The organism is Nordella sp. HKS 07, assembly GCF_011046735.1.
Lineage (GTDB): Bacteria > Pseudomonadota > Alphaproteobacteria > Rhizobiales > Aestuariivirgaceae > Taklimakanibacter.
This window is the reverse complement of record NZ_CP049258.1, coordinates 7,146,710-7,172,100: the sequence shown is the minus strand read 5'-3', so window position 1 is coordinate 7,172,100 and position 25,391 is coordinate 7,146,710. Positions and strand designations below refer to the sequence as shown.

General features: G+C 62.7%; 25 protein-coding genes. 19 read left to right on the top strand and 6 right to left on the bottom strand.

From position 1 onward, the window contains the following. Positions 1-61 precede the first annotated feature (61 nt). Positions 62-1,795: a gamma-glutamyltransferase gene (ggt, locus tag G5V57_RS33825; RefSeq protein WP_165173652.1), complete on the top strand. Its 1,734-nt coding sequence runs from the start codon at positions 62-64 to the stop codon at positions 1,793-1,795. Between the two features lie 159 nt (positions 1,796-1,954). Then, on the top strand, positions 1,955-3,217 hold the full coding sequence (locus G5V57_RS33820; RefSeq protein ID WP_165173650.1) for an ankyrin repeat domain-containing protein: 1,263 nt from the start codon (positions 1,955-1,957) through the stop codon (positions 3,215-3,217). Between the two features lie 26 nt (positions 3,218-3,243). Here G5V57_RS33820 and G5V57_RS33815 read toward each other — a convergent pair whose 3' ends face one another. Next, positions 3,244-3,891: a GntR family transcriptional regulator gene (locus G5V57_RS33815; RefSeq protein WP_165173648.1), complete on the bottom strand. Its 648-nt coding sequence runs from the start codon at positions 3,889-3,891 to the stop codon at positions 3,244-3,246. 125 nt (positions 3,892-4,016) lie between these two features. On the opposite strand from G5V57_RS33815, the gene G5V57_RS33810 reads away from it, so the two are divergent. From G5V57_RS33810 to G5V57_RS33765, 10 genes are all read left to right on the top strand, one after another. Beyond that, entirely contained in the window at positions 4,017-4,796 is a 780-nt protein-coding gene (locus G5V57_RS33810) for an SDR family NAD(P)-dependent oxidoreductase (RefSeq protein WP_165173646.1), read from the top strand. A gap of 10 nt (positions 4,797-4,806) precedes the next feature. Next, positions 4,807-5,934: a zinc-binding dehydrogenase gene (locus G5V57_RS33805; RefSeq protein WP_165173644.1), complete on the top strand. Its 1,128-nt coding sequence runs from the start codon at positions 4,807-4,809 to the stop codon at positions 5,932-5,934. Between the two features lie 26 nt (positions 5,935-5,960). Beyond that, positions 5,961-7,004, top strand: a complete 1,044-nt coding sequence (locus G5V57_RS33800; protein WP_165173642.1) for a PotD/PotF family extracellular solute-binding protein — start codon at positions 5,961-5,963, stop codon at positions 7,002-7,004. 137 nt (positions 7,005-7,141) lie between these two features. Further along, on the top strand, positions 7,142-8,362 hold the full coding sequence (locus G5V57_RS33795) for a mandelate racemase/muconate lactonizing enzyme family protein (RefSeq protein ID WP_165173640.1): 1,221 nt from the start codon (positions 7,142-7,144) through the stop codon (positions 8,360-8,362). A 12-nt stretch (positions 8,363-8,374) separates the two neighbouring features. Beyond that, entirely contained in the window at positions 8,375-9,427 is a 1,053-nt protein-coding gene (locus tag G5V57_RS33790; protein ID WP_165173638.1) for an ABC transporter ATP-binding protein, read from the top strand. Further along, complete coding sequence (locus G5V57_RS33785) at positions 9,424-10,266, top strand: ABC transporter permease (protein WP_165173636.1); 843 nt, start codon at positions 9,424-9,426, stop codon at positions 10,264-10,266. Before G5V57_RS33790 ends, G5V57_RS33785 begins: the two co-directional genes overlap by 4 nt. Before the next feature lie 5 nt (positions 10,267-10,271). Beyond that, positions 10,272-11,075 carry an ABC transporter permease gene (locus G5V57_RS33780; protein ID WP_165174386.1) on the top strand — a complete coding sequence of 268 codons (804 nt, stop codon included), beginning with the start codon at positions 10,272-10,274 and terminating at the stop codon, positions 11,073-11,075. Between the two features lie 3 nt (positions 11,076-11,078). Further along, entirely contained in the window at positions 11,079-11,867 is a 789-nt protein-coding gene (locus G5V57_RS33775) for an SDR family NAD(P)-dependent oxidoreductase (RefSeq protein WP_165173634.1), read from the top strand. Positions 11,868-11,890: 23 nt separating this feature from the next. Further along, the gene (locus G5V57_RS33770; RefSeq protein ID WP_165173632.1) at positions 11,891-12,670 is read left to right on the top strand and encodes an SDR family oxidoreductase; all 780 of its coding nucleotides are present in this window, start codon (positions 11,891-11,893) and stop codon (positions 12,668-12,670) included. 10 nt (positions 12,671-12,680) lie between these two features. Next, positions 12,681-13,526, top strand: coding sequence for an SDR family oxidoreductase (locus tag G5V57_RS33765; RefSeq protein WP_165173630.1), 846 nt, complete (start codon positions 12,681-12,683; stop codon positions 13,524-13,526). 283 nt (positions 13,527-13,809) lie between these two features. Here G5V57_RS33765 and G5V57_RS33760 read toward each other — a convergent pair whose 3' ends face one another. Both G5V57_RS33760 and G5V57_RS33755 read right to left on the bottom strand, forming a co-directional pair. Then, a complete protein-coding gene (locus G5V57_RS33760; protein WP_206530149.1) occupies positions 13,810-14,898 on the bottom strand; it encodes an ABC transporter ATP-binding protein in 1,089 nt (362 codons plus the stop codon). 1 nt (position 14,899) lies between these two features. Then, complete coding sequence (locus G5V57_RS33755) at positions 14,900-15,463, bottom strand: ABC transporter permease (RefSeq protein ID WP_371744697.1); 564 nt, start codon at positions 15,461-15,463, stop codon at positions 14,900-14,902. On the opposite strand from G5V57_RS33755, the gene G5V57_RS35505 reads away from it, so the two are divergent. Beyond that, positions 15,441-15,716 (top strand): hypothetical protein, encoded by a 276-nt coding sequence (locus G5V57_RS35505; RefSeq protein WP_371744696.1) that lies wholly within the window; start codon positions 15,441-15,443, stop codon positions 15,714-15,716. The genes G5V57_RS33755 and G5V57_RS35505 overlap by 23 nt on opposite strands. On the opposite strand, the gene G5V57_RS33750 is transcribed toward G5V57_RS35505, so the two are convergent. The 3 genes from G5V57_RS33750 to G5V57_RS33740 form a co-directional block, all read right to left on the bottom strand. Next, positions 15,709-16,530: an ABC transporter permease gene (locus G5V57_RS33750; RefSeq protein ID WP_165173626.1), complete on the bottom strand. Its 822-nt coding sequence runs from the start codon at positions 16,528-16,530 to the stop codon at positions 15,709-15,711. The two genes, G5V57_RS35505 and G5V57_RS33750, sit on opposite strands and share 8 nt — an antisense overlap. A 13-nt stretch (positions 16,531-16,543) precedes the next feature. Continuing rightward, a protein-coding gene (locus G5V57_RS33745; RefSeq protein WP_165173998.1) for an IS630 family transposase occupies positions 16,544-17,493 on the bottom strand; the annotation gives its coding sequence in 2 pieces (ribosomal slippage) (positions 16,544-17,157 and positions 17,157-17,493; 951 coding nt in all). Positions 17,494-17,693: 200 nt separating this feature from the next. After that, positions 17,694-18,815, bottom strand: coding sequence for a PotD/PotF family extracellular solute-binding protein (locus G5V57_RS33740; protein WP_165173624.1), 1,122 nt, complete (start codon positions 18,813-18,815; stop codon positions 17,694-17,696). A gap of 213 nt (positions 18,816-19,028) precedes the next feature. Between G5V57_RS33740 and G5V57_RS33735 the strand changes: the two genes are divergently transcribed. The 6 genes from G5V57_RS33735 to kdpC all read left to right on the top strand — a co-directional run bounded on the left by G5V57_RS33735 (position 19,029) and on the right by kdpC (position 25,383). Further along, positions 19,029-19,613: a dimethylsulfonioproprionate lyase family protein gene (locus tag G5V57_RS33735; protein WP_165173622.1), complete on the top strand. Its 585-nt coding sequence runs from the start codon at positions 19,029-19,031 to the stop codon at positions 19,611-19,613. Positions 19,614-19,665: 52 nt separating this feature from the next. Next, complete coding sequence (locus G5V57_RS33730; RefSeq protein WP_165173620.1) at positions 19,666-20,427, top strand: SDR family NAD(P)-dependent oxidoreductase; 762 nt, start codon at positions 19,666-19,668, stop codon at positions 20,425-20,427. Between the two features lie 465 nt (positions 20,428-20,892). After that, positions 20,893-21,015, top strand: coding sequence for a potassium-transporting ATPase subunit F (locus G5V57_RS33725; RefSeq protein WP_206530148.1), 123 nt, complete (start codon positions 20,893-20,895; stop codon positions 21,013-21,015). A gap of 17 nt (positions 21,016-21,032) precedes the next feature. Beyond that, a complete protein-coding gene (gene kdpA / locus G5V57_RS33720; RefSeq protein ID WP_165173618.1) occupies positions 21,033-22,721 on the top strand; it encodes a potassium-transporting ATPase subunit KdpA in 1,689 nt (562 codons plus the stop codon). A gap of 26 nt (positions 22,722-22,747) precedes the next feature. Beyond that, positions 22,748-24,802, top strand: coding sequence for a potassium-transporting ATPase subunit KdpB (gene kdpB, locus G5V57_RS33715; RefSeq protein ID WP_165173616.1), 2,055 nt, complete (start codon positions 22,748-22,750; stop codon positions 24,800-24,802). An 11-nt stretch (positions 24,803-24,813) separates the two neighbouring features. After that, the gene (kdpC, locus tag G5V57_RS33710) at positions 24,814-25,383 is read left to right on the top strand and encodes a potassium-transporting ATPase subunit KdpC (RefSeq protein ID WP_165173614.1); all 570 of its coding nucleotides are present in this window, start codon (positions 24,814-24,816) and stop codon (positions 25,381-25,383) included. Positions 25,384-25,391: the final 8 nt, after the last annotated feature.

The window sequence follows — 25,391 nt, the reverse complement described above, 5'->3', positions numbered from 1 at the left end:
TGATATTGGGCTAAGATAAGCACCGGATAACGGACTGATGTCCGATTGAGGGGAGGCGATCATGGTCGAGATGCGCCGGGCAAGCATTACCGTCGTCCTGTCCCTGATGCTTGTGGGTGAGGCCTTCGCCGCTTCACCCGCACCCGTCAAGGCCGAGCAGGGCATGGTGGTGACAGCGCAGCATCTTGCCTCCAAGGTCGGCGTCGAGGTGCTGCGCGCAGGCGGTAATGCCGTCGATGCGGCGGTCGCCGTCGGCTATGCGCTGGCGGTCGCCCATCCGAGCGCCGGCAATATCGGCGGCGGCGGCTTCATGACCATCCGTTTCAAGGACGGTACATCGACGTTCCTCGATTTCCGTGAACGGGCCCCCTTCGCCGCCGTCAAGGACATGTATCTCGACAAGGACGGCAAGCCGATCGAGGGTCTGAGCCTCAACGGCTATCTCGCCGTCGGCGTGCCGGGATCGGTGGCGGGTCTCGAGATGGCGCGCGAGAAATATGGCAGCAAACCGCGCGCCGACCTGATGGCGCCGGCGATCCGCCTCGCCAAGGAAGGCTTCGTGCTCAGTCAGAGCGATGCCGATATCCTGGCGCGTCAAGCCAAGCGACTGGCGAAGGACAAGGCCGCCGCCGCGATCTTCCTCAAGGCCGACGGCAAGCCCTATGGCGTAGGCGAGAGGCTGGTCCAGGCCGAACTCGGCGCCACGCTCGCGGCCATTTCCGAGACGGGAACGGATGCCTTCTACAAGGGGGAAATTGCCGACAGGATCGTCCAGGCGAGCGGCGACCAGGGCGGCATCCTCGCCAAGGCCGATTTCGAGCGTTATGCGGTGCGCGAGCTGGCACCCGTCACCTGCAACTATCGCGGCTATGACATCGTCTCCTCGCCGCCGCCGAGCTCGGGCGGGCTCATCATCTGCGAGATCCTCAATGTGCTCGAGGGCTATCCGATCTCCTATCTGGGCTTCGGCTCGGCTGAGACCGTGCATCTGATGGTCGAGGCGATGCGGCATGCCTATGTCGACCGCAATTCGGCGCTGGGCGATCCGGCGTTTGTCGCCAATCCGGTGGCGAAGCTCACCGACAAGGCCTATGCCGCCGAGATCCGCGCCAAGATCGACAGATATCGCGCCGGCGTCTCCAAGGATCTCATGCCGAAGGGGTTCGGGGAAAGCACCGAAACGACCCATTATTCGATCGTCGACAACGAGGGCAATGCGGTCGCCGTCACCTATACGCTCAACGGCTTGTTCGGGGCGGGGGTGGTGGCGCCGGGCACCGGCATCCTGCTCAATAACGAAATGGACGACTTCACCCAGAAGCCGGGTGTGCCCAATCTCTACGGGCTGGTGCAGGGCGAGGCAAATGCCATCGCGCCCAGGAAGACGCCGCTGTCCTCGATGAGCCCGACCATCGTCTCCAAGGACGGCAAGGTCTTCATGGTGATCGGCAGCCCCGGCGGGTCACGCATCATCACCATCACGCTCGAGGCCATCATCAATGTCATCGATCACGGCATGAACATCCAGGAAGCGATCGATGCGCCGCGCCTCCATCATCAATGGCTGCCCGACACGGTCTATATCGAGGCGAACGGCCTGTCGCCCGACACGCAGAAGATCCTGGCCGGCATGGGCTACGAGCTCGATGTGGCGGGACCCGGCAAGACCTGGGGCCAGGCGGCCGGCATATTGGTGGGCGGCGAAAGCGTGGCCGAGATCGCCAAAGGCGGCGGCGCGCGTTTCAATGGCGCGATGGATAGCCGGGCAGCGTCGAGCGAGGCTGTCGGCTACTGAGTTGACTAAGCGTGGTCACCTGCCGATAATGGACGCTGGTCGAGCAGGCGACCGACGGTCCGCGTGAAGGGTTGAACCCGCCTCCACAAACGATGTGCTCCACATCTTCTTTCCGGCCCGTGAGCCGCGGACAACGGGCGCCTCGAAAGAAGGTGTTGCATGGTCAAGACACTCCCCGAACGTCCCGATCTCGCCTGGTTGAAGAAGGCCGCCAAGGAGCATCTCGCCGTACTGCGCGCGAATGATCCCGGCGCCAAGCTGCACCAGGCCCAGCTCGACATCGCGCGCGATTATGGCTTCCCAAGCTGGCGGGCGCTCAAGGCGCATGTCGATGTGGCAGGCGCCGATGGGCAGATCATAGCCGCCACGACGAGCGGCAAGGCGAGAGAGCTCGAGCGCCTGCTCGCCGAGTATCCGGCCAAGATCTCGCTCACCGGCGGGCAGTGGCAGATGCCGCTGCTGCATCTGGCCGCGCAAGGCGGGCATCTCGACTGCGTCAAGCTGCTGCTCGATCTCGGCTTCGATGTCAATCAGCGCGATAAATTCGACCGCGCCTATGCGCTCCATTGGGCGGCAGCCGAAGGCCATCTCGGCGTGGTGAAGCGTCTCGTCGCGGCGGGCGGCGATGTCGACGGGGCGGGGGACGATCACGACATGAATGTGATCGGCTGGGCCACCTGTTTCCAGCATGTCCAGCGCGAGGTGGCCGACTATCTGCTGGCCCAGGGCGCCAGGCCGACGATCTTCTCGAGCATAGCGCTCAACCGCGCCGATCTCGTGCGCCAGTTCGTCAAGGCAGATGCGCGCTTGCTCAATCGCCAGATGAGCCGGTTCGAACATCGGCGCATGCCGCTCCATTTCGCGGTGCTGAAGGATCGCGCCGATATGGTGGCGCTTCTGCTCGAGCTCGGCGCCGATCCCGGTGCCAAGGATGCTCGCGGCAACACGCCACTCAACTATGTCTCACCCAAGATGGACAAGCGGATCGCTGAGGCGCTTGTCGCCGGCGGTGCCAGCCCGGCGGAAGAGAGCGCCAACCGTTTCGAGTCCGCCGTACCGATCCTCAATGTGAGGAATGTGCCGGCCGCAATCGCCTATTATGTGGAGAAGCTCGGCTTCCACAAGGAATGGGACTGGGGGTCGCCGGCGACCTTCGCTTGCGTCTTCCGCGACTCGGTGCGGATCTTCCTCTGCGAAGGCGCGCAAGGCGGTCCCAGCGCCTGGATCTCGATATTCATCCAGGATGTCGATGCACTCTATCAAGACTATAAAAAGCGCGGTGCGATCATCCGCCAGGCGCCCGCCAGTTTTCCTTGGGGCATGCGCGAGATGAATGTCGAGGATCTCGACGGCCATCGCCTCAGGATCGGCAGCGAGGCAACGGGGCCGGCGGATGGTGTGGTGTTGAATGAGGAGCCGTGAAGGGAAATGAAAGGAGAAGTCGCAATTCAAAGCGACACTGCGCCGGTGCGTTGTCTTATCCGCAGGATATGCGCCTCGACCTCTGTCTGAAGAGATGCGTCATCGCCCGCGACAAGAAGATCGCGCAAGCGGCGGTGCTGGTCGCCCAGGCCTGCCGCATCCTCGGGTTTTCGCTTCTCATGGCCGAAGACGATGAAGACATGACGGGCGAGCGACTCCCAGAGCTTGCCGATGATCTCATTACCGCTGACCCGGCAGATCTCGCGGTGGAAATCAAGATCAGCCTTGCTGATCTCGATCCAGTCGAGATAGGCGGCGGCGCTCTCCATCCGCGAGATGATGCCGTCGAGGGCTGAAGCGAGCGCCGGCTTGGCGTTATATAGGGGAGCCGCGGACTTCACCGCGATGCGCTCCAGAGCGATGCGAGCCTCGACGATATGACCGGTGCGTTTCTCGTCGAAGAGGGCGATGCGGCTGCCGCGATGGGGAACGGATTCGACGATGCCCTGCGCTTCCAGGATCTTCAGCGCCTCGCGCAAGGGCACGCGACTCATGTTCAGCCGCTGCGCGAGCTCCTTCTCATAGAGTCGCGCTCCGGGTCTGAGCGCGCCCGAATAGATGCCGGTCACGATGACGTCGGCGGCCTGATCAGCGAGGCTCAGGCTGCGAGTCATGCCCAAGATCACGAGGGGAGCGGGCGAGGGGAGGGGGTCGGCGGCCAAGGAAGTCTCTTGCATCTTCGTCCTATTTGTATACATTTAGTACATTAGCATAAAAAGAAGCCCAGGAAATATAGGAAATGTCAGGGATTTTGGCTGGACGGCGCGCCTATGTGACCGGCGGGTCGAGCGGCATCGGGGCGGCGGTCGTCGAAGCCCTGGCCGGCGCAGGCGCCCATGTGGCGATCGGTGCGTCGCGGCATGGTGCCCAAGCGCGCGCCATGGCGGCCCGGCTCGCGACGGCAGAGCGGCGGATCAGCGTGGTCGAGGCCGATCTCCTCGACCGCGCAGCTCTCGACAAGGCAGCGCAGACCGCGCTCGCCACGCTGGGCGGGCTCGATATCTTCGTCCATTGCGCCGGCATCGATGTGAGCCGCACCGCGCCCACGCATGAAACCGAAGACGACATCTGGGACCGGATGATCGGCCTTCATCTCAACGCCGCCTTCCATCTCGCAAAGCGCCTGCTGCCGGCCCTGATCAAAGGCACCAGGCCCTCGGTGACCTTCGTCGGCTCGGTGGCGGGCCTCGTCGCCTGGGAGGGCGATGTCGCCTATAATGTCGCCAAGGCCGGGCTCCATCATCTCGCCCGCTGCATAGCCGCCGATTATGCGAAACAGGGATTGCGGGCCAATGCGGTAGCGCCGGGCGTCATCGACACGCCGCTCACGCGCGGCTATGCCGCCGGCATGGAGGGCGGCGAAGCGGCCGGCATGAAAGTGCTGGCAGGACTGCACCCCATCGGACGCTATGCGACGCCGGCCGAAGTGGCGAGCGCTGTCCTGTTCCTGGCCTCCGATCAGGCAAGCTTCATCACCGGCGCGGTGCTGCCGGTCGATGGCGGTCTGGTCATGGTGTGAGGAGGCGGGCATGGCTCAGTTCGACATGCTTGCCGCCGTCTGCGACGCGCCGGGCGAGGGCGATGTGCTCTCCCTGCGCCAAGTGAAGATCGATGATCCGCATGAGATGGAAGTGCGGGTGAAGATCGAGACCACCGGCATCTGCCGGAGCGACATACATTATCTGCGCGGCGTGTGGGCGCATCCGAAGCCGGTGATCCTTGGACACGAAGCCTGCGGCATCATCGAGGCGGTCGGTCCCGGCGTGCCCAAGTCACGGATCGGCGAGAAGGTGGTGCTCACCTTCACGCCGTCCTGCGGCCAGTGCCGTTTCTGCGTCGCCGGCCGCATGGTCCTGTGCGAGGAAGTGGCGCGCGCCGCGGCACTCGGCACGATGTGGGACAACACCACGCGCTTCTTCGAGCGTGACGGCAAGCCCATCCATCACTTAAGCCTCGTTTCGTCCTTCTGCGAATATACGATCGTGCCGCACAATGGCGCGATCCGCATCGAGCGCGAGACCTCGTCCGAGGAGGCCTGCCTCCTGGGCTGCGGCGCCATGGCGGGCATTGGCGCCGCCATCAACACCGCGCAACTACGGCCTGGCGACAGCGTCGCCGTCTTCGGCTGCGGCGGCGTGGGCCTGAGCGTCGTGCAGGGGGCCAAGCTCTGCAACGCCTTTCCGATCGTCGCCGTCGATGTCCGGCCGGAGAAGAAAACCGAAGCGCTGCATTTCGGTGCCACGCATTTCGTCAATGCCTCGGACGGCGATCCGGTGGCGCAAGTGCGCGCCATCACCGGCGACGGCGCCGATTTCACCTTCGAGGCGACCGGAATCACTGAGCAGGCGGAACTCTGCTACCGCGCCACACGGCGTGCGGGCACCACGGTGCTGATCGGGCAGCCGACCGAGAACGCGCTTGCAGGCTTCCCGCCTTACTGGATCGCGCAGGACGAAAATCGCGTCATCGGCTCGAGCTATGGCTCGACTCGACCGATGATCGATTTCCCGAAGGCGCTCCGCTTCGTCAAACACGGCCTGCTCGATCTCAAATCTCTCGTCAGCGAGGTGTGGAGTTTCGAGCGCATCAATGAAGCCATCGCTCTGGTCGAGACGGGACGCGTCAACCGCATGGTCCTGCGCTTCGACGGATATTGACGTCCAACATAACAGGGAGGAACAGCATGACCAAAATCACAGTCGACCGCAGGCGTTTCCTCGCGGGATCGCTCGCCACCACCGCCGCCACAATCGCCGCACCGGCGATCCTGCGCGCGCAGGACCGCACGCTGCGTATCCTCACCTGGGAAGGCTATGCCGAACCCGAGTGGCTGGACAAGTTCAAGTCCGACACCGGCGCCACGGTGAATGTCGTCTATTCCGGCTCGGCGGACGAGATGTTCGCCAAGATGCAGGGTTCGCAAGGGGCCGATTTCGATCTCGTCTCCTTCGACACCTCGCTCTTTCCGCGCTACGTAGACGCCAAATTGCTGCAGCCCATCGATCCGGCCAAGCTGCCCAATCTCAAGAATCTGGCGCCCGAATTTGCTTCCGTGAAGGCGGTCATGAAGGGCGAGGAACGCTATGGCCTGCCTTTCGCCTGGGGTTCGCTGCCGCTCGTCTATGACACGGAAGCCTTCCCGACGCCGCCAGAGTCCTGGGAGGTGATGTGGGATGACAAATATGCCCAGCAGATGCTGTGGCAGGATGACGCCAACAACTCGATCACGCTCGGCGCGCTCATCGTCGGGGCCGCCAACCCTTATAAGCTCACCGATGAGGATTTCGCCAAGGTGAAGGAGAAGCTCATCGCGCAGAAGAAGTTTCTGCTCAGCTACTATGCCGGATTTGATGACGGTGTGAATCTCTTTTCCCAGAACGGCATCAAGCTCATGTATTCGATGGGCGAGCCGCAGGTGCCGGCACTGGTGAAGAAAGGCATCAAGGCGGCGCTGACCATCCCAAAGGAACAAGCCGTCGGCTGGCTCGATTGCTGGGAACTGTCGGCGGGCGCTCAGGACAAGGACCTGGCGCTGGCCTGGATGAATGCCTGTCTCGACGGTTCTGTCGGAAAGGTGCTCACCGAGAAGCACAATTACGGCAATACGACCAATGTCGATGTGAACAAGACCGCCGGCCTCACCTATGGCGACAAGCTTTCCTGGCTCGAAACCGCCGAAAATTACGAGAAGCGGGTGGCCGTTTGGAATGAAATAAAGGCCGGTTGAACCGGCCTTCCTTCTAAAGCGCCGGGCGCTCTCATAGAATAGGTCCGGCGCTCTAACTCTTTGATCTGCGCATCGGATTATCCGAAAACCGCTTCGCACTTTTCGGTCCGATGCTTTACTGCACCATTGGAGCTCTCATGACGCTGATGACGGTCTCGCCGCAGCTCAAGACAACACCGCCGCGCCTCAAGATCACTGACATAGAGTGCCATGTGCTGCTGGCGCCCGACTATGATGTGAGCTTCACCTCCTCGGCGCAGGACAGTCTCGTCGTCGTCATCCATACCGATGGGGGCATAAGCGGGGTGGGCGAATGCGACGCCAATCCCTGGATGGCGAGGGCCTGCATCGAGGCGCCGGGCACTCACACGATGGGCCTCTCCATCAAGGAGATGCTCATCGGCGCCAACCCCTTCGAGATCGGCGAGTTGTGGCGCAAGGCCTATATCGGCACGGCGATGAACGGGCGGCGCGGCATGGTCATCCATGCGCTGAGCGCCATCGACATGGCGCTGTGGGATCTGTGCGGCAAGGCGGTGGGGGAGCCGGTCCACGCGCTCCTGGGCGGAGCAACGCGCAAGACGATTACACCCTATGCGTCCTTGCAGCCGGCCGGGCGGCGCTTCGAGGAATACCGCGACGCGCTGTGCGAATCCGCCTTGCGCGCCAAAAATCTCGGCTTCAAGGCAATGAAGACCGAGATCACCATGAACGGGCCCTATGCGCATGGCGGCATGCGGGAAAGCTATGACCGGCACACGGAAGTCCTGGCGGCGGTCCGCAAGACGATCGGTTTCGACGTCACCTTGATGGTGGATGTGCAGTATCTGTGGGAGGACGCCGAGACCTGCTATTCCGTCGTCAAGGACTGGGCCGAATTCAAGCCCTATTTCCTCGAAACGCCGCTATGGTCCGACAATGTCAAGGAGATGGCGAAGCTCGCCGAGAAGGCGCCGATGCCGCTTGCTTTCGGAGAGTGGCTGGCCACCCGCTTCGAATTCGAGGAGCTTCTCGACATCGGCAAGGTGCAGGTGGCGCAGCCCGATGTCGGGCGCGTTGGCGGCATCGGCGAGGCGAAGATCGTCTGCGACATGGCGAAGGCGCGCGGGCGCACCATCGTCCCGCATTGCTGGAAGACCGGGATCTCGATCTCGGCCACCGCGCATCTGGCCTTCGTCACCGATCATTGCGCCTTCATCGAATATCTGCCGCCGCAGCTCTGCCATGAGCGGCTGCGCCGCGAGCTGGCGCAGGAGGAGTTGGTTCTGGCGTCCGACGGTACCATCGCGCTGCCGACCAAGCCAGGCCTCGGCGTCGAGGTCGATTGGGACGTGGTGAGGCGTTATACTGTCGCCTGATCAGGGTGAAGAATGGGGCTCGAACTCAGAGACGTCGCGAAACGCTATGGGCCGATAGAGGTGCTGCATCCTCTGTCGCTCGCCGTGGCGAATGGCGAATTCCTGACGCTCCTGGGACCCTCGGGCTCCGGCAAGACCACAGTGCTGAGGTTGATGGGCGGCTTCACCGAGGCGTCGAGCGGCCGGATCCTGTTCGAAGGTGAAGACATCACCAGGCTCGCCGCCAACCGGCGGCCGTTCAACACGGTGTTCCAGGATTATGCGCTCTTCCCGCATATGACAGTGCTGGAGAATGCCGGCTACGGGCCGCTGGTCCAGCGCCGCAATGGCGCCAAGACCGCCAGGCTCATCGACGATACGCTCGAGATCGTTGGCTTATCCGCCTTGCGCGACCGCTATCCGGCACAGCTTTCGGGCGGCCAGAAGCAGCGCGTGGCGCTGGCGCGGGCGATCGTCTGCGAACCCAAGGTGATCCTGCTCGACGAGCCCCTGGCGGCGCTCGATGCCACGTTGCGCCGGCAGATGCAGCTCTTCCTCAAGCAGATACAGCGCCGCATCGAGACGACCTTCGTCTTCGTCACGCATGATCAGGATGAGGCGATCGCTATGTCCGACCGCATCGTGGTGATGAGCCAGGGCAGCATCGAGCAGATCGGCTCGCCCAAGGAACTTTATTTCAAGCCGCGCACCCGTTTCGTGGCGGGCTTCTTCGGCGACAACAACCTGATCCCCGGCGTGACGGCGGGGACGGGCAAGGTGCAGAGCGCGATCGGCGAGCTTCCTTGCACCGACATGTCCGGTATCCGGACGGGGCAGGACGTGCTGCTCTGCATCCGCCCGGAATCGCTGAAGCTCGGGCAGGGGATGGCGACGATCCAAGCGGAAGTGGAAGAGGCCATTTTCGGCGGCGCCATGACCAAGCTGATCCTGCATGCCACGGCGGACCCGTCGGTGAAGCTAGATCTTCGCCTCTCGGGTGGGCGAGGTGCGGTGACACCAAATCCAGGCGATGTGGTCAGCGTGACCTATGATCCGGCCGACGCCGTCATGGTGACGCGATCATGACAGAAATGGGGAAGCGCTGGCTCGTGTTTCTTGGCGTCGCTTTCGTGCCGGCACTCCTGATCGTGGCGCCGATCACCAGCTTCCTCGTCCTCTCGCTGTACCGGGCCGAGAAAAATCTGATCATCCGCGAGATCACGTTCGGCAATTATGCCAATTTCTTCGGCAACTGGACCTATTTCGGCACCTTTCTCGGGACCGTGCTGCTCTGTCTCGAAGTGATGGGCGCCGCTGTTCTCATCGGCTATCCTGTTGCCTGGTTCATCTGGCAGCAAAAAGGATCGCGGCGCTACCTGCTTCTGCTTCTGGCGGTCATGCCGCTGTTCATGAGCTATATCGTCAAGCTCTACACGCTGCGCTCGATGCTGGGCCTCAATGGCCTCGTCAACCAGGCGCTTCTCGGGCTCGGCATATTGGAGAGGCCGAGCCAGGCCTTTCTCTTCAATCAGCGCGCCGTGCTGATCACCATGGTGGTGATCTATCTGCCCTTCGTCATCCTGCCGATTTTCCTGGCGCTCGAACGCATCCCACGTTCGTTGCTGCAGGCGTCCCTCGACCTCGGCGCCGGCGGCTGGGATACGTTCCGGCGCATTGTACTGCCGCTGTCGCTGCCCGGCACTGTCGCGGGCGCGCTTTTCGCCTTTGTCCTGGCGCTTGGCGACTTCGTGACGCCGCAGATGGTGGGCGGCACTACTGGCTTCACCATCGGCCGGGTGATCTATTCGCAATTCGGCCTCGCCTATGACTGGCCCTTCGGCGCCGCCATGGCGACGATCCTGTTCGTCACCGCGCTTTTCGGCATCCTGCTGGCCGGCTATTCGATCAGCAGGCAGCGAGTGTGACGACGATGCGCACACTAGGCGACAGGCTGCCATTATGGATCACCGGCACGGTGACGGGCCTCGTCTTCATCCTTCTCTATTCGCCTGTTTTTATCAGCCTCCTGTTTTCGATCGTCGAGATCCGCCAGGGCAAGATCCTGTGGGAGACGCTGAGCTTCAAACATTATGTGACGCTGTGGTCCAATCCGAGCGTCATGGCAGCTCTGTCCAACACCGCGATCGTCGCCCTGATCTCGGTCGCGGTGGCGACCGTCCTCGCGCTGGTGCTGGCTCTTTACACCGAATGGGAGGGCGCCCTCGGCCGACGGGCGCTGGAGCTGGTGATCTATCTGCCGTTCCTGCTGCCGCCCATCGTGACGGGCCTCGCGTTGCTCGTCGCCTCGGCCGAGCTCGGCCTCAATCGCGGTCTCGTGACCATCGTGCTCGGCCATGCCGTCTTCGTGCTGGCTGTCGCCTATCGACTGGTGCTCACGCGATTGCAGGCGCTGCCGCATTCACTAGTCGAGGCGTCCTTCGATCTGGGGGCGGGGCGCCTCCAGACCCTGCGCTATGTGCTCTTGCCGCATCTCGCTTCCGCCGTGATGACGGGCGCCGTGCTGGCGCTGACGCTCTCCTTCGACGAAACGCTGATCAGCACCTTTGTGGCGGGCGACCAGATGACCTTGCCCTTGCGGTTGTGGGCGATGATGCGGGTCGGCTTTACGCCGGAGATCAATGCGCTGGTGACTTTGGTTTTGCTGGTCTCCATCATTCTGGCCATAATCGTGGCCTGGCGCATGCAACCCAAGGGGCAGGCCGAGGAGGGGTGAGAAATGAACAGAGGCGAGCGGCTGGAAGATCGTGTGGCGGTGGTGACGGGCGGGGCGCAAGGCATCGGCCTTGGTATCGGCACGCGCCTGGCCGAGGAGGGCGCCATCGTCATCCTGGCCGATATCGCTTTCGACAGAGCCAAGGCCGCCGCGGCGAAGCTCGTGGAGCAGGGCTTGCGGGCGGGTGCGGCGCGGGTCGATATTGCCGATGCGGCTTCAGTCGCTGAGCTGGCGCGGCAAGTGGACGAAGCACATGGCCGCTGCGAGATTCTGGTGAACAATGCTGGGATCGGCGCCGACACCCATATCGAGACGATGGCGTTTGAAGACTATCAGAGGGTGATCGCCATCAATCAGGATGGTGCGGTGCGCATGGTGATGGCGTTCGTGCCGCTGCTCAAGAAGGGAGGCGAAGGGCGGCGCATCCTGAACATCGCTTCGATCCAGGGCCTGCGCGGCTGGCCCAACCAGCTGGCTTATGCCACCGCCAAGGGCGCCATGGTGAATTTCACCCGGGCGCTCGCCTGCGACCTGGCCCCTCATAACATCATGGTGAATGCGATCGCGCCGGGTTTCGTCGACACGCCGATGTCGATACAGCCCGACGGCTCGCATGAATATGACGCCGACTGGTTCCGTGACATCTATGTGAAATACGGCCGCATTCCCATGCGCCGCTACGGCAAGCCCGCCGATATGGCGGGACCCGCTTTCTTCCTGTGCTCGGATGACGCACAATATGTGACTGGACAGGTCCTGAGTGTCGATGGCGGCGCGTCGGCGACCTTCTGAACGACATCTAAGGGAGAAACGCCGTGGATCTGGATATTGCCGGACGCAATGCGGTGGTGTGCGCCTCGAGCCGCGGGCTCGGCAAGGCCTGCGCCTTCGAGCTGGCCAGAGCGGGTTGCACCGTGGTGATCAATGGCCGCGACAAGACGGCGCTCGAGGAGACGGCACGCGAGATCGCCGGTGAGACCGGCTCGGAAGTGATTCCGGTCGTCGCCGATGTGGCGATGCCGGACGGTCAGGCCCGCATTCTCGCCGCCGTGCCGCATGTCGACATATTGGTGAACAACAATGGCGGGCCGCCCTACCGCGATTTCCGCCAGGTGGATCGCGAAGCGCAGCTCCAGGGCCTGGTCAACAACATGGTGAGCCCCATCGAGCTCGTCCAGGCGGTGATCGACGGCATGGTGGCGCGCCGCTTCGGGCGCATCGTCAATATCACCTCGGGGTCGGTGAAGATGCCGCTCGCCGGGCTCGATCTGTCGAGCGGGGCGCGGCTCGGTCTCACCGGCTTCCTCGCCGGCGTGGCGCGTTCGGTCGCGCATGCCAATGTCACGATCAACTTCCTCTTGCCGGGCTCGTTCGAGACGCGCCGGCTCACCGACGGGCTCAATCTGGCGGCGCTGAAGCAGGGCGTCGGCGTCGATGCGCTCCGCGCCGAGGAGGAGGGCGCCATTCCGGCGAAGCGCTTCGGCAGTCCGGAGGAATTCGGCAAGGCCTGCGCCTTCCTGTGCTCGGCCCATGCCGGCTACATCACGGCTCAGAACCTGCTGATCGACGGCGGCGCCTATCCGGGCGTGCTGTGAGGAGCGACGGATGAAGATTGCAGCCCTGAAGTCCGGCAATGTCGCCGTCGTCACCGGCGGCGCCTCCGGCATCGGTCTCGCGGCGGCGCGGAAATTCCTCTCCCTTGGCCTGAAGGTCTGTATCGCCGATCGCGATGCCGATCGGCTGACGCAAGCGGCGAGCCGTCTCGGCGGAACGGAGGATTGCGTTACAGCGCCGTGCGATGTCAGCCTGCCGGAAGATTTAACGAATGTCGAACGCATGGTGCGGGAGCGTTTCGGCCATATCGATGTGGTCATGAACAATGCCGGCATCCAGCCCGGCAGCCAGATCTTCGGCGCCTGGGAAAACTGGGACCAGGTTCTGGCGGTCAATCTCCTGGGCGTTATCCACGGGACGCGTGTCTTTGCGCCCAATATGATCGCGCAAGGAACGCCCGGCCTCATCATCAATACCGGCTCGAAACAGGGTATTACCACGCCGCCGGGCGACCCGGCCTATAATGTCGCGAAAGCCGGCGTCAAAGTCTTCACCGAGGCGCTGCAGCATGAATTGCGCTCGCGGAAGGAGTGCCAGGTGACGGCGCATCTGCTCATTCCCGGCTTCGTATTCACCGGCCTCACCGCCAGGGGACGCACCGAGAAGCCGGAGGGTGCGTGGACGCCGGAGCAGACGGTGGAGTTCATGCTCGAATCTCTGGAGCGGGGAGATTTCTATATCCTCTGTCCGGACAATGAGGCGACGCGCGACCTCGACGAGAAGCGCATCGCCTGGGCGGCCGGCGACATCATCGAGAACCGGCCGCCTTTGTCGCGCTGGCATCCGGATTATGACGAAGGCTTTGCCGCCTTCGTGAAACAGGGAAAGAACAGGTAAAACGCGCAAATCAACTTGGAGTTTTCGAACTTGGCTTCCCTTCTCCCGCTTGCGGGAGAAGGTGCCCGACAGGGCGGATGAGGGTGTCGGTTCAACTCACGATAACCTTTCAAGAGAACAAGATAACAAAGCTTCGACACTTCCCACGCTTGTGGCTGTATAGAAGCGGAGAGAACACCTTCATCCGGCCTTCGGCCACCTTCTCCCGCAAGCGGGAGAAGGGGAAACCGGTAAGCCTCGCTGCGCAAGCGGGAGAAAGGGAAATACGCGATTGTTCTTCGATCTAACTCGTCAAAAGCCGTCCTAGCTGCGGCGGCCAGGTCAGCCACACGTCGCCGTCCGATGGCAGCGATGGTTCGGTGCCTGAAATCTGTCGTGAGACGGCGATGGGTTTCGTCAGGCCTTCGATCCGCACAAGATACTGACGGCGGTCGCCCAGATAGGTCTGGGCGATGATCCGGCCCTTGACGGCGTTGACCCCGTCGGCGGGGCTCGCCAGGAGCGCCAGTTTCTCGGGACGGACCGCCAGGTGCACGGTCGCCCCAGCATCGAGGGGGCTCGCATAAGGTACGCGCAAGCGGCCGGTGGCGGTGTCGACCGCCACAATACCCTCCGCGGCGGCGGCGACCTTGCCCTCGAACAGATTCATATTGCCGATGAACTCCGCCACTTCACGACAGTTCGGATTCTCATAGAGATCATCGGCACGGGCGATCTGCAGCACCTTGCCGGAGGACATGACGGCGATACGGTCCGACAGTGTCAAGGCCTCTTCCTGGTCATGGGTCACGAAGACGAAGGTGATGCCGACATTGCGCTGCAGCTGGCGCACCTCCAGCTGCATCTCCTCGCGCAGTTTCTTGTCGAGCGCGCCCAGGGGCTCGTCGAGAAGCAGAACTTTCGGCCGGCAGACCAAAGCACGGGCGAGCGCCACGCGCTGGCGCTGGCCGCCGGACAGCTGATGCGCGGCGCGTTTGCCATAGCCGGCGAGCTTGACCAGATCGAGGGCGGCGGCGACCCTGGACCGCGCCTCTTCCTTGGCGAGCTTGCGGTTCCTGAGGCCATAGCCGACATTTTCCTCGACATTCAGATGCGGGAAAATGGCGTAGCTCTGGAAGACCATATTGGTCGGGCGCTTATTGGCGGGCACATTCACCATCGGCTGGCCGTCGATGAGGATGTCGCCCTGCGTCGGGTGCTCGAAGCCGGCCAGCATGCGCAGCAACGTGGTCTTGCCGCAGCCGGAGGGACCGAGGAGCGAGAAGAACTCGCCCCGCTCGATGCCGAAGGAAACGCCGTCAACGGCGGCCACCGGCCCGAAATACTTGGCGACATCCCTGATCTCGATCACCTCGCCGATGCTTCCGGCCATGTCAGACATCTCCCGCGGAACCGGATTGCACGCCGCGCCGGCGCATAAATTCGGCCAGAATGACGATGACGGCCGAGAACAAAAGGATGGTGGAGCCGAGTGCGAGCATGCCCGGCAGCTTATTGGGAAAGCGCAGCTGGCCAAAGAGATAGACCGGCAAGGTCGTCTCGGTGCCCGACAGGAAGAAGGCAAGCACGAATTCGTCGAACGAGGTGACGAAGCAGAGCAGGAGGCTCGACACGATGCCGGACATCGCCAGCGGCAAGGTCACCCGCAGGAAGGTCATCCAGGCACCTTCACCCAGATCGCGCGATGCCTCTTCGAGGCTCTTGTCGAAGCCTTCGAGCCTCGACATCAGCACCGTCATGGCGAAGGGGATGGAGATGAAGACATGGCTGGCGCCGATGGTCCACAGGCTGAGCTCCAGGCCCAGAAAGCGCAGGATGATGATGAGAAGCGCCACACCAAAGATGATCGAGGGCACGATGAGCGGCGCCGACATGGCGGTGAGAATGGCGCCGCTGCCCGGCAGCTTGTAGCGGGTGAGCGCGATCGCCGCCGGCACGCTGACCGCGGTCGCGATAAGGGGAGGACACCGAGGCGACGACCAGGCTGTTGCGCAAGGCCTGAAGGAGGCCGGTATTGCCGGCCATTTCGGCATAGTGCCTGAAGGTGAAGCCTTTGAGGGGGAAGGTCGCGAATATGCTGTCATTGAAAGAGAACAACGGCGCCAGCAGAATCGGGCCGTAGAGGAACACCATGAACAGCACGGCATAAAGATAAAGGAGACGCTCCGTCGATTTCATGCCGTCACCTGACCCTCGATCTGAGCCGCCGGAAACCGATGATCCAGAGGAAGAAGGCGACGATCACGGCGATCACCAGCATCATGCTGATGGAGACCGCTGCGCCTAAGGGCGCGTTGTTCTGGCGCAGGAACAGCTCCTGGATGAGATTGCCGATCATCGTTCCACTGGGGCCGCCGACGAGCGTCGGCGTCACATAATCCCCGACCGTCGGAATGAAGACGAGGAGGGCGGCGCCAATGGTGCCGGGGGCCGAGAGCGGCAACGTGACCTGCAGGAAGCGCCTGAGTCCGCTGTCGCCGAGATCGGTCGCCGCCTCGAGCAGAGAGCGGTCGACCTTGTCGAGCGACACGAAGATCGGCAGCACGGCAAAGGCGACCCAGGCATGGACGAGGGTGATCATCACCGCCAAGGGGTTGTACAGCAGGAAGGACAGAGGCTCGACGATGACGCCGAGCGATTTCAAGCCCGAATTGATGGCGCCGTTGAAACCGAGCACGATCTTCCAGGCGAAGACACGCAAGAGATAGCTCGTCCAGAACGGAATAGTGAGGAGGACGAGCCACAGGGCCTTGCGGCGCGTGACGTGGAAAGCCAGGAAATAGGCCATAGGATAGGCCATGGCGATGACGGCCACGGTTATCGCCAGCGACATGGCGATGGACTTGACCAGCAGGATCGCCGGCACCGGGTATTTCAGCGGAAAGGGGATGCCCATCCAGGTGGTGGGTTCCGATGACGGTTCGACCAGCGCAAAGTAATTTGCGAGCGTGAAGCTGCGGTCGATCTCGAAGCCCTGCTGGGTCCAGAAGCTCAAGGCCGCCATGGCTAGAGCATTTTCATAGTTGATGGCGATAGCCAGCGGCGCGGATATAGTTTTCGCACTCTTTCAGTGTGAAGGTGTTGAGAGTGCGGGCGATAGCCTGGATGAGGGTTTCGAGAGTACGGGCAGCTTCCTTTCGCAGGTGTGATTTGAACTTGGCGATTGCCTGCTCGATGGGGTTGAGATCGGGTGAGTAAGGGGGCAGGTAACGCAGAGCAGCACCGGCGGCTTCGATCGCATCCTTGATGCCGGGAACCTTGTGGCTGGCGAGATTGTCCATGATGACGATGTCGCCGGTTGAGAGTGTGGGCGCAAGGATCTGTTCGACATAGGCGCGGAAGCACTCGCCATCCATCGGACCATCGAAGACGGCAGGTGCGGTGATACCGTCGCATCTGAGAGCGGCGACGAAGGTTATCGTTTTCCAATGTCCCCACGGGACTTTGCACAGCAGGCGCTGTCCGCGGGGAGCGCGGCCATAGCGGCGTGCCATGTTAGTTTGAGCGCCGGTCTCATCGATGAAGACAAGGCGCGCCGCGTTTAGATCGCTCTGAGCCTCGTGCCAGGCTCGGCGCGCTTCGGCGATGTCTTCGCGCTCCTGCTCGGTGGCGCGTTGTGTCTTTTTTTGAGCGGCAGCTTCAACTGCTTGAGAGCATTCCAAAGGCAACCAACACTGACCTCGATACCATGCTCAGCCAGTAAGAAGGTCCGGATCTCCGCTAGCGTGGCATCACAGTTCTCACTCACATGCTGGCGTAGAACTTCATGATGGCCCTTGAGCTTGGGCTGGGGACCACCAGCCCACGGCAGCGCTGTCGTCATTCCGCTGGTCCGACGCCGGATCAGAATCTTATAGACGTAGGACACATCGACATGAAACAGCTCAGCCACCGCGCCGGGCTTCAGCCCGCCGTCAACCGCCGCCAACACGCGATCACGTAAATCCTGGGAATAGGGCTTGCCCATGGGGTCCTCGTGCCGAATCAACCACAAGAACAAGGAATCAGAAAACCCTCCCCCTGAGAATCCCCCAGATTCCATCAATCACGAAAACGCTCTAGAAGCGGCGCCACCATCATGACGGCCATGATGATGATCGCTGGCGAAAGCAGGCCGTAGCCGGTGAGCCAGTCTGGCCGCCGCTGGAGCATGGGGCTGAGCCCGCTTTATTGCTTGAGCGCTTTCAGGTCTCCCCAGACCTTATTCCACTCGGTCTGCACCGCGTCGCTGACCTGGATGAAGAGGATGGCTTGTTTCATATGCTCGACCGGATCGGTGATGCCCATGTCGGCGACGTCTTGCTTATTGGCGATCTCGAAGGCTTTCATATTCGCATGGCCGTAGCCAGAGCCTTCGATCAGCAGCTTGCCGGTTTCGGGCGACAGCCAGGCGTCGATGAAATCGTAAGCGAGCGCCGGGTCCGCCTTGCCTGTATTGAGGAGAGTGAGGCCACAGAACCAGGTGAAATAGCCTTCCTTGGGCCGCGCATAGGCGACCGGGATGCCCTCGCGCTTGAGATTGCGGTAGACGTCGTTCCAGGCATATGCGGCGACCACCTCGCCCGAGGCCAGGGCCTGCTGCAGCTCGGAGGGGTCGTTCCACAGGAAACGGGAGTTCTGCACGGCCTTCGTGCCCCACTCCTTCGCCGCCGCGGCGAGTTTCTCGCCCGTCTCGTTGGCGGCCGTTTCATATTTCTCGCCGCCGACCATCAGGCCGATGGCGATGGCGAGCTCGTTGTCGAGCATCGACACCTTGCCGGCATATTTGTCGTCATAGAAGATGCTCCAGCTCTCGTTCTTCTGGAATTCCGGATCGACGAGATCGGTGCGATAGGCGATGCTCGAATTGCCCCAGTCGGCCGGCGCCATGACGACCTTGCCGTCCATGACCACGCCACTCGCCGTCTGCAAGGCCGGGAATACGTCCTTCCAGTTCGACAACTTCGCCGTGTCTATCTCGGCTGCAACCTTGGCGTTGACGAAACGGTTCACCGAATAATTGCAGGGATGCATCACATCCGCCTTGAAGCCGGCGAGAACCTTGGCGAGCGCATCCTCCTCGCCAGAGAAAATCGAGAAGTTCGGCGCGCTGCCATGCTTGTCGACAAAGCTCTTGAAATAGTCGGGGGCATCGTAGCCCGCCCATTCGAGGCAGGTCAGCACTTCGGCCGCCTGTGGCAGCCGGGGGAGAGCCAGAAGCCCGACACCAAAGGCGCCGGCCTGACGCAGCATGGTGCGCCGGTCGATCCTGCCCGAGGCCATTCTGTCGATGAATTTGACGCGCTGCATGGTGTCTCTCTCCCCAATGTTTTTGCACTCGCGGTCGAAAACAGCCCGGTGCTTCAGTATTCAGTATAAGCATTCATCCGGGGCCTCTGTGAATGCCGAAAATTCATAAGGCATGTTCCTTGCGGTCATGCCCTTCGATCCTGGCGATCCGGGAATGGCTTGACAAGGCTTAGCCGATGCCTCCAGCTGAGCTCAATCAGCAAAGAGGCATGAATGAACGGGCGTCCGCCGCATTTGCAGGTCTTTCTCGACAGGCTGTTCGAGGCGCTTCAACGCGCTCCGGTTCCGGACGCGGCACGCTGCATAGATCGCGTCTTCACGGCGCTGACCGAGTATCGCGGGCCTGGAACGGATACGCCTGGGCGTCTTCCGGTCTGTGTTCATCTCGAGCCGGCGCTCGACAATGCGCGCGCGACACATGCGGCGCTGGTGCAGAGCTTCGCAGCCGTGGAACCCCATCTCACCTGGACGAAACGGGCGCAATCCCATCCGAACGCCAGCGCCAATTTCGACGATGCCCATGCCTATGCGCTGATTGTCGGGCCAAACGCCTATGAAGCGCGTGATGACATCTGGATCGGGGTGAGCCTGCTCGCGCCGCATGTGCGCTATCCGGATCACAACCACGCGCCGGAGGAAGTCTATCTGGCGCTCTCCGAGGGCAAGTTTCAGCATGGCGACGAAGACTGGTTCAGGCCGGGTATTGGCGGGAAATTTTATAACACACCCAACATCCGCCATACCATGGCGTCGGGTGATGAGCCGTTCTTCGCCATATGGTGCTTGCCGGTGATCTGAGGCCGGCGGATAGTCAGCTGCATATGAAATGTTCCGGAAGGAGTAGCAAATCATGGACCTAGAGTTGAAAGGCTTGAACGCGCTGGTGACGGGCGGGACCAAGGGCATCGGGCGGCGCGCCGCCGATATCTTTGCGGACGAGGGCGCAAATGTCTCGATCTGCGCCCGCAACAAAGCGGAAGTGGACGACGCCGTCGCTGCCCTCGGCAAGAAGGGTGTGAAGAGCTTCGGCCAGGCGGTCGATGTCGGCAACAAGGACGAGCTCGAAGGCTGGATCGGCGCCAGCGCCAAGGCGCTGGGCGGCATCGACATCCTCGTCGCCAATGTCTCGGCGCTGGCGGTCGACCACAGCGAGGAAGCCTGGCAGAAACAGTTCCAGATTGACATGCTGCATACGGTGCGCGCCGTCAATGCGGTGCTGCCCCATCTCGAGAAGTCCAAGGCGCCGTCGATCGTGATCGTCTCGTCGGTCTCGGGCCGCGAAGTCGATTTCACCGGTCCCGCCTATGGCGCCTTCAAGGCGGCGCTCATTCACTATGGCCAGCGCATGGCTTTCGAGCTGGCGCCCAAGATGATCCGCGTCAATGTCGTCTCGCCTGGCAATGTCTATTTCGCCGGCGGAATCTGGGAGCATGTCGAGAAGAACTTGCCCGATCTTTTCGGCAAGGCGCTGGCGCTCAACCCCACGGGGCGAATGGCGAAGCCCGAGGAGATCGGGCGCGGCATCGTCTTCCTGGCGAGCCCGGTGTCGAGCTTCACCACGGGTACCAATCTGGTTATCGACGGCGCGCTGACGCGCGGCGTGCAGTTGTAGGATTCACTCAATCCTCGTCTTCCTCTGTCGTGGATTTTCCCTTCTCCCGCTTGCGCAGGGAGGTCCGGAGAAATTCATTGCAGTACGCAAGGCCTTACCTAGCTTCCCCTTCTCCCGCTTGCGGGAGAAGGTGGCCGAAGGCCGGATGAGGGGGTTCTCTCAGCTTCTGTACTGCCACAAGTGTGGGAGGCGCCGAAGCTTTATTATCCCGGTCTCTTGAAGAGTATAGTGAGCTGAACCAACACCCTCATCCGCCCTATCGGGCACCTTCTCCCGCAAGCGGGAGAAGGGGAGGTGGTGAGAGTGCCCATGCCCATCTTTATGGAAAACTTATGCCGGGCCCCTCGTTCCCGCATTGAAACTTGATGCCGAAAGCGCGACCTCCTGCGGCGGAACAGGAGGCAAACATGCTTGATATCGTCTATTTGGGATTGGGCGCGGCGATATTCGCGCTGATGGCGGCCTATGTCCGCCTGTGCGACCGGATCTAGGAGGCCCGCCATGTCGGAAGCCTTCATCGGATTGCTCGTCGCGGCAGGCCTCGTCGCCTATCTCGTCCACACCCTCGTCCATCCCGAAAAATACTAGAACACTCAGGTGATGCCATGACCCTCGCAGGCTGGCTGCAGATCATTCTCGTTTTCGCCATCGTCATTGCCGCGGCCTTGCCGCTCGGCCTCTATATGGCGAGGCTCTTCGGCCGCGCCGAACTCTTGCCGGCGGAAGGCGGTCTCTATCGTCTTGCCGGCGTCGATCCCAAACGCGAGCAGAGCTGGGCCTCCTACGCGCTCGCCATGCTGCTCTTCAACTTCATCGGCTTCGTCGTCCTCTATCTACTTCAGCGGCTGCAGTTCTATCTGCCGCTGGACCCGCAGGGTTTTTCCGGCACCAGCGAGCATCTCGCCTTCAACACCGCCGTCAGCTTCGTCAGCAACACCAACTGGCAGTCCTATGGCGGTGAAACGACGATGAGCCATTTCACGCAGATGGCCGGCTTCACGGTGCAGAACTTTCTCTCAGCCGCCACCGGCATCGCGCTCGCCGTGGCAGTGACGCGTGCCTTCGCGCGCACGGAAGCGAAGACTCTCGGCAATTTCTGGGTCGATATGACCCGCGCGACGCTCTATGTGCTGCTGCCGCTGGCGATCATCGTCGCCTTGGGCTTCGCGGCGCTCGGCGTGCCGCAGACGCTGCAAGGCTCGGTCGAGGCGACCACGCTCGAAGGGGCCAAGCAGGTGATCGCGCTGGGCCCGGTCGCGAGCCAGGAGGCCATCAAGCAGCTCGGCACCAATGGCGGCGGCTTCTTCAACGCCAATTCCGCGCATCCTTTCGAGAACCCAAATCAGTGGGCCAATTACCTCTCGATCTTCGCCATGCTGGTCGTCTCGGCCGCCATGCCGATCATGTTCGGCCGCATGGTGGGCGACATGCGCCAGGGCAGGGCGCTTCTCATCGTGATGATGGTGATGCTCGCAGCCGGCGCCGCCGCCATCTATTGGTCGGAGGCGAGCGGTAATCCACTTCTGAGCCAGCTCGGCATCGACAGCCCCGCCAATTATGAAGGCAAGGAAGTGCGCTTCGGGCTCGCCATGTCGGTGCTCTTCGCCGCCGTCACGACCGGCCTCTCCTGCGGCGCGGTCAATGCCATGCACGCCTCGCTCACGCCGCTCGGCGGCCTTGTCCCGATGTTTCTGATGCAGCTCGGCGAGATCCTGCCGGGCGGCGTCGGCTCCGGCCTCTATGGCATGATCGTGATGGCGCTGCTCGGCGTCTTCATCGCCGGTCTGATGGTCGGCCGCACGCCGGACTATCTCGGCAAAAAGATCGAGGCCAAGGAGATGAAGCTGGCGGTACTCGCCATCCTCGTCCTGCCGCTCGTCATCCTGGGCTTCACCGCCATTTCGGCGATGCTGCCGGTGGCGCTGTCGAGCCTCGCCAATAGCGGCCCGCACGGTCTCTCCGAGATCCTCTACGCCTTCTCCTCGGCCACCGGCAACAACGGCTCGGCCTTCGCCGGTCTCAACGCCAACACGCCGTGGTTCAACACGACGCTCGGCATCGCCATGGCCATGGGCCGCTTCGCCTATGTCATTCCGGTGATGGCGATCGCGGGCGCGCTCGCCGCCAAGAAAAAGATCCCGCAGACGCAGGGCAGTTTCCCCACCCATGGGCCGCTCTTCGTGGGGCTGCTGATCGGCGTGATCCTGATCCTCGGCGGCCTGCAATATTTCCCGGCCCTCGCCTTGGGCCCCATCGTCGAGCATTTCGCCATGCTTGCCGGCAAGACCTTCTAGTTGTTGCGCTAATCGGAGTCACTTCGATGTCCACCAAACACGTCAATCCCTCGCTCTTCGACAGCAAGATCACGCGCGAGGCGATGAAGCAGGCCTTCGTCAAGTTCAGGCCGAAAACCCTGTCGCGCAATCCGGTGATCTTCGTCACCGCCGTCGTCGCCCTGCTGGTGACGGCGATGTGGCTGCGCGATCTGTTCGCTGGCACCGGGACCGCGATGTTCTCCGGCCAGATCGCCGCCTGGCTGTGGTTCACCGTGCTGTTCGCCAATTTCGCCGAAGCGGTGGCGGAAGGCAGAGGCAAGGCGCAGGCCGATGCGCTGCGGCGCACCCGCAGCGACACGGTCGCGCGCCGGCTCCTCCAGCCGGACGCGCGCAAAGACCTCTACGAGAAGATCTCGGCCCTCGAGCTCAGCGAAGGCGATATCGTGATCGTCGAGGCGGGCGAGGTCATCCCGGCCGATGGCGAGATCATCGAGGGCATCGCGTCCGTCAATGAATCGGCGATTACCGGCGAATCCGCTCCCGTGATCCGCGAATCGGGTGGCGACCGCTCTGCCGTCACCGGCGGCACGACGGTGCTCTCCGACTGGATCAAGGTGAAAGTGACCGCGGCCCCCGGCCACAGCTTCCTCGACCGCATGATCGCGCTGGTCGAAGGCGCCGAACGCCAGAAGACGCCGAATGAGCTGGCGCTGTCGATCCTGCTCTCCGGCATGACGCTCATCTTCCTGTTCGTCGTCGTGTCGCTGTGGGGCATTGCCGGCTATTCGGCGACCATTCTCTCGGTCACCGTGCTGGCCGCGCTGCTCGTCACCCTCATCCCGACGACGATCGGCGGGCTGCTCTCGGCCATCGGCATCGCCGGCATGGACCGGCTCATCCGCTTCAATGTGATCGCGACCTCGGGCCGCGCGGTGGAAGCGGCGGGCGATGTCGACACGCTGCTCCTCGACAAGACCGGCACGATCACCTTCGGCAACCGCCTGGCGACGGCGTTCCTGCCGGTACCGGGCACTTCAGAGCAGGCGCTCGCCGAGACCGCGCTCCTCGCCTCGCTGTCGGACGAGACGCCGGAGGGCCGCTCCATCCTCGCGCTGGCCAAGGGCAATCACCATGTCGCCGAGCCCGATCTCAAGGGCAAAAAGGCGGTGACGGTGCCGTTCTCGGCGCTGACTCGGCTGTCGGGCGTCGATCTCGGCGACCGTGTCATCCGCAAGGGCGCCGTCGATGCCATCCTCAAGCATGTCAACGTGGCGGCGAGCGCTGCGCCGGCCGCCTTCCGTGAAGCGGTAGACCGCATCTCACGTACCGGCGGCACGCCACTGGCGGTGGCCGAGAACGGACGCCTCCTCGGCGTCATTCAGCTCAAGGACGTGGTCAAGTCCGACATCAAGGAGCGCTTCAACGCGCTGCGCAATATGGGCATCAAGACGGTGATGGTGACCGGCGACAATCCGGTGACCGCCGCGGCCATCGCGTCCGAAGCGGGAGTCGACGATTTCATTGCGGAAGCCACGCCAGAGGACAAGCTCGCTTATATCCGCGCCGAGCAGGCCAAGGGCCGGCTCATCGCCATGTGCGGCGATGGCACCAATGACGCGCCCGCTCTGGCGCAGGCCGATGTCGGTGTGGCCATGCAGTCGGGCACCCAGGCCGCGCGCGAGGCCGGCAATATGGTCGATCTCGACTCCAATCCCACCAAGCTCATCGAGATCGTGGAAATCGGCAAGCAGCTCCTGATGACACGGGGCTCACTCACCACCTTCTCGATCGCCAATGACGTGGCGAAGTATTTCGCCATCATCCCGGCGCTGTTCGTGGCGACCTATCCGGAGCTCGGCGCGCTCAATATCATGGGGCTTTCCTCGCCCGAAAGCGCCATCCTGTCGGCGGTCATCTTCAACGCGCTGATCATTATCGCGCTGATCCCGCTGGCGCTGAAAGGCATCGCCTATCGCGCCGTCGGCGCGGGCGAGCTCCTGCGCCGCAACCTGCTCATCTACGGCTTCGGCGGACTGGTGGTGCCCTTCATCGGCATCAAGGCCATCGACATCATTGTTTCGGCGCTTCAACTCGCCTGAAGGAGGTTTCCATGTTCTCACAATTGCGCCCGGCGCTGTTCCTCTTCGCTCTTCTCATGCTCATCACCGGCATCGCCTATCCCCTGGCGATGACGGGGGTGGCGCAAGCGCTATTCCCGGGCAAGGCCAATGGCAGCCTGGTCGTCCTCGACGGCAAGGTGAGGGGCTCGGCTCTCTTAGGCCAGACCTTCGCCGACAATCGCTATTTCTGGCCGCGCATCTCGGCCGCCGGTTCCGGCTATGACGCTTCGGCATCCTCGGGCGCCAATCTGGGGCCGACATCGAAGAAGCTCATCGAGCGGATCGCGGCGGATGCCGAGCGCATCAAGGCCGCTGATGGCGTCCAGAGCCTGCCGCCAGATGCCGCCACAGCTTCGGCGAGCGGGCTCGACCCCCAAATCTCGCCCGCCTATGCGCTGCAGCAAGTGGGGCGAGTCGCCAAAGCGCGCAACCTTGCCGAGGAGCGCGTGAGAGGGCTGGTCGAGAGCCACATCTACAGGCCGGTGCTTGGCATATTCGGCGAGCCGCGCGTCAGCGTGCTTTCCCTCAACATCGCTCTTGACGCGCTGGGGGCCGGATAGAACATAGA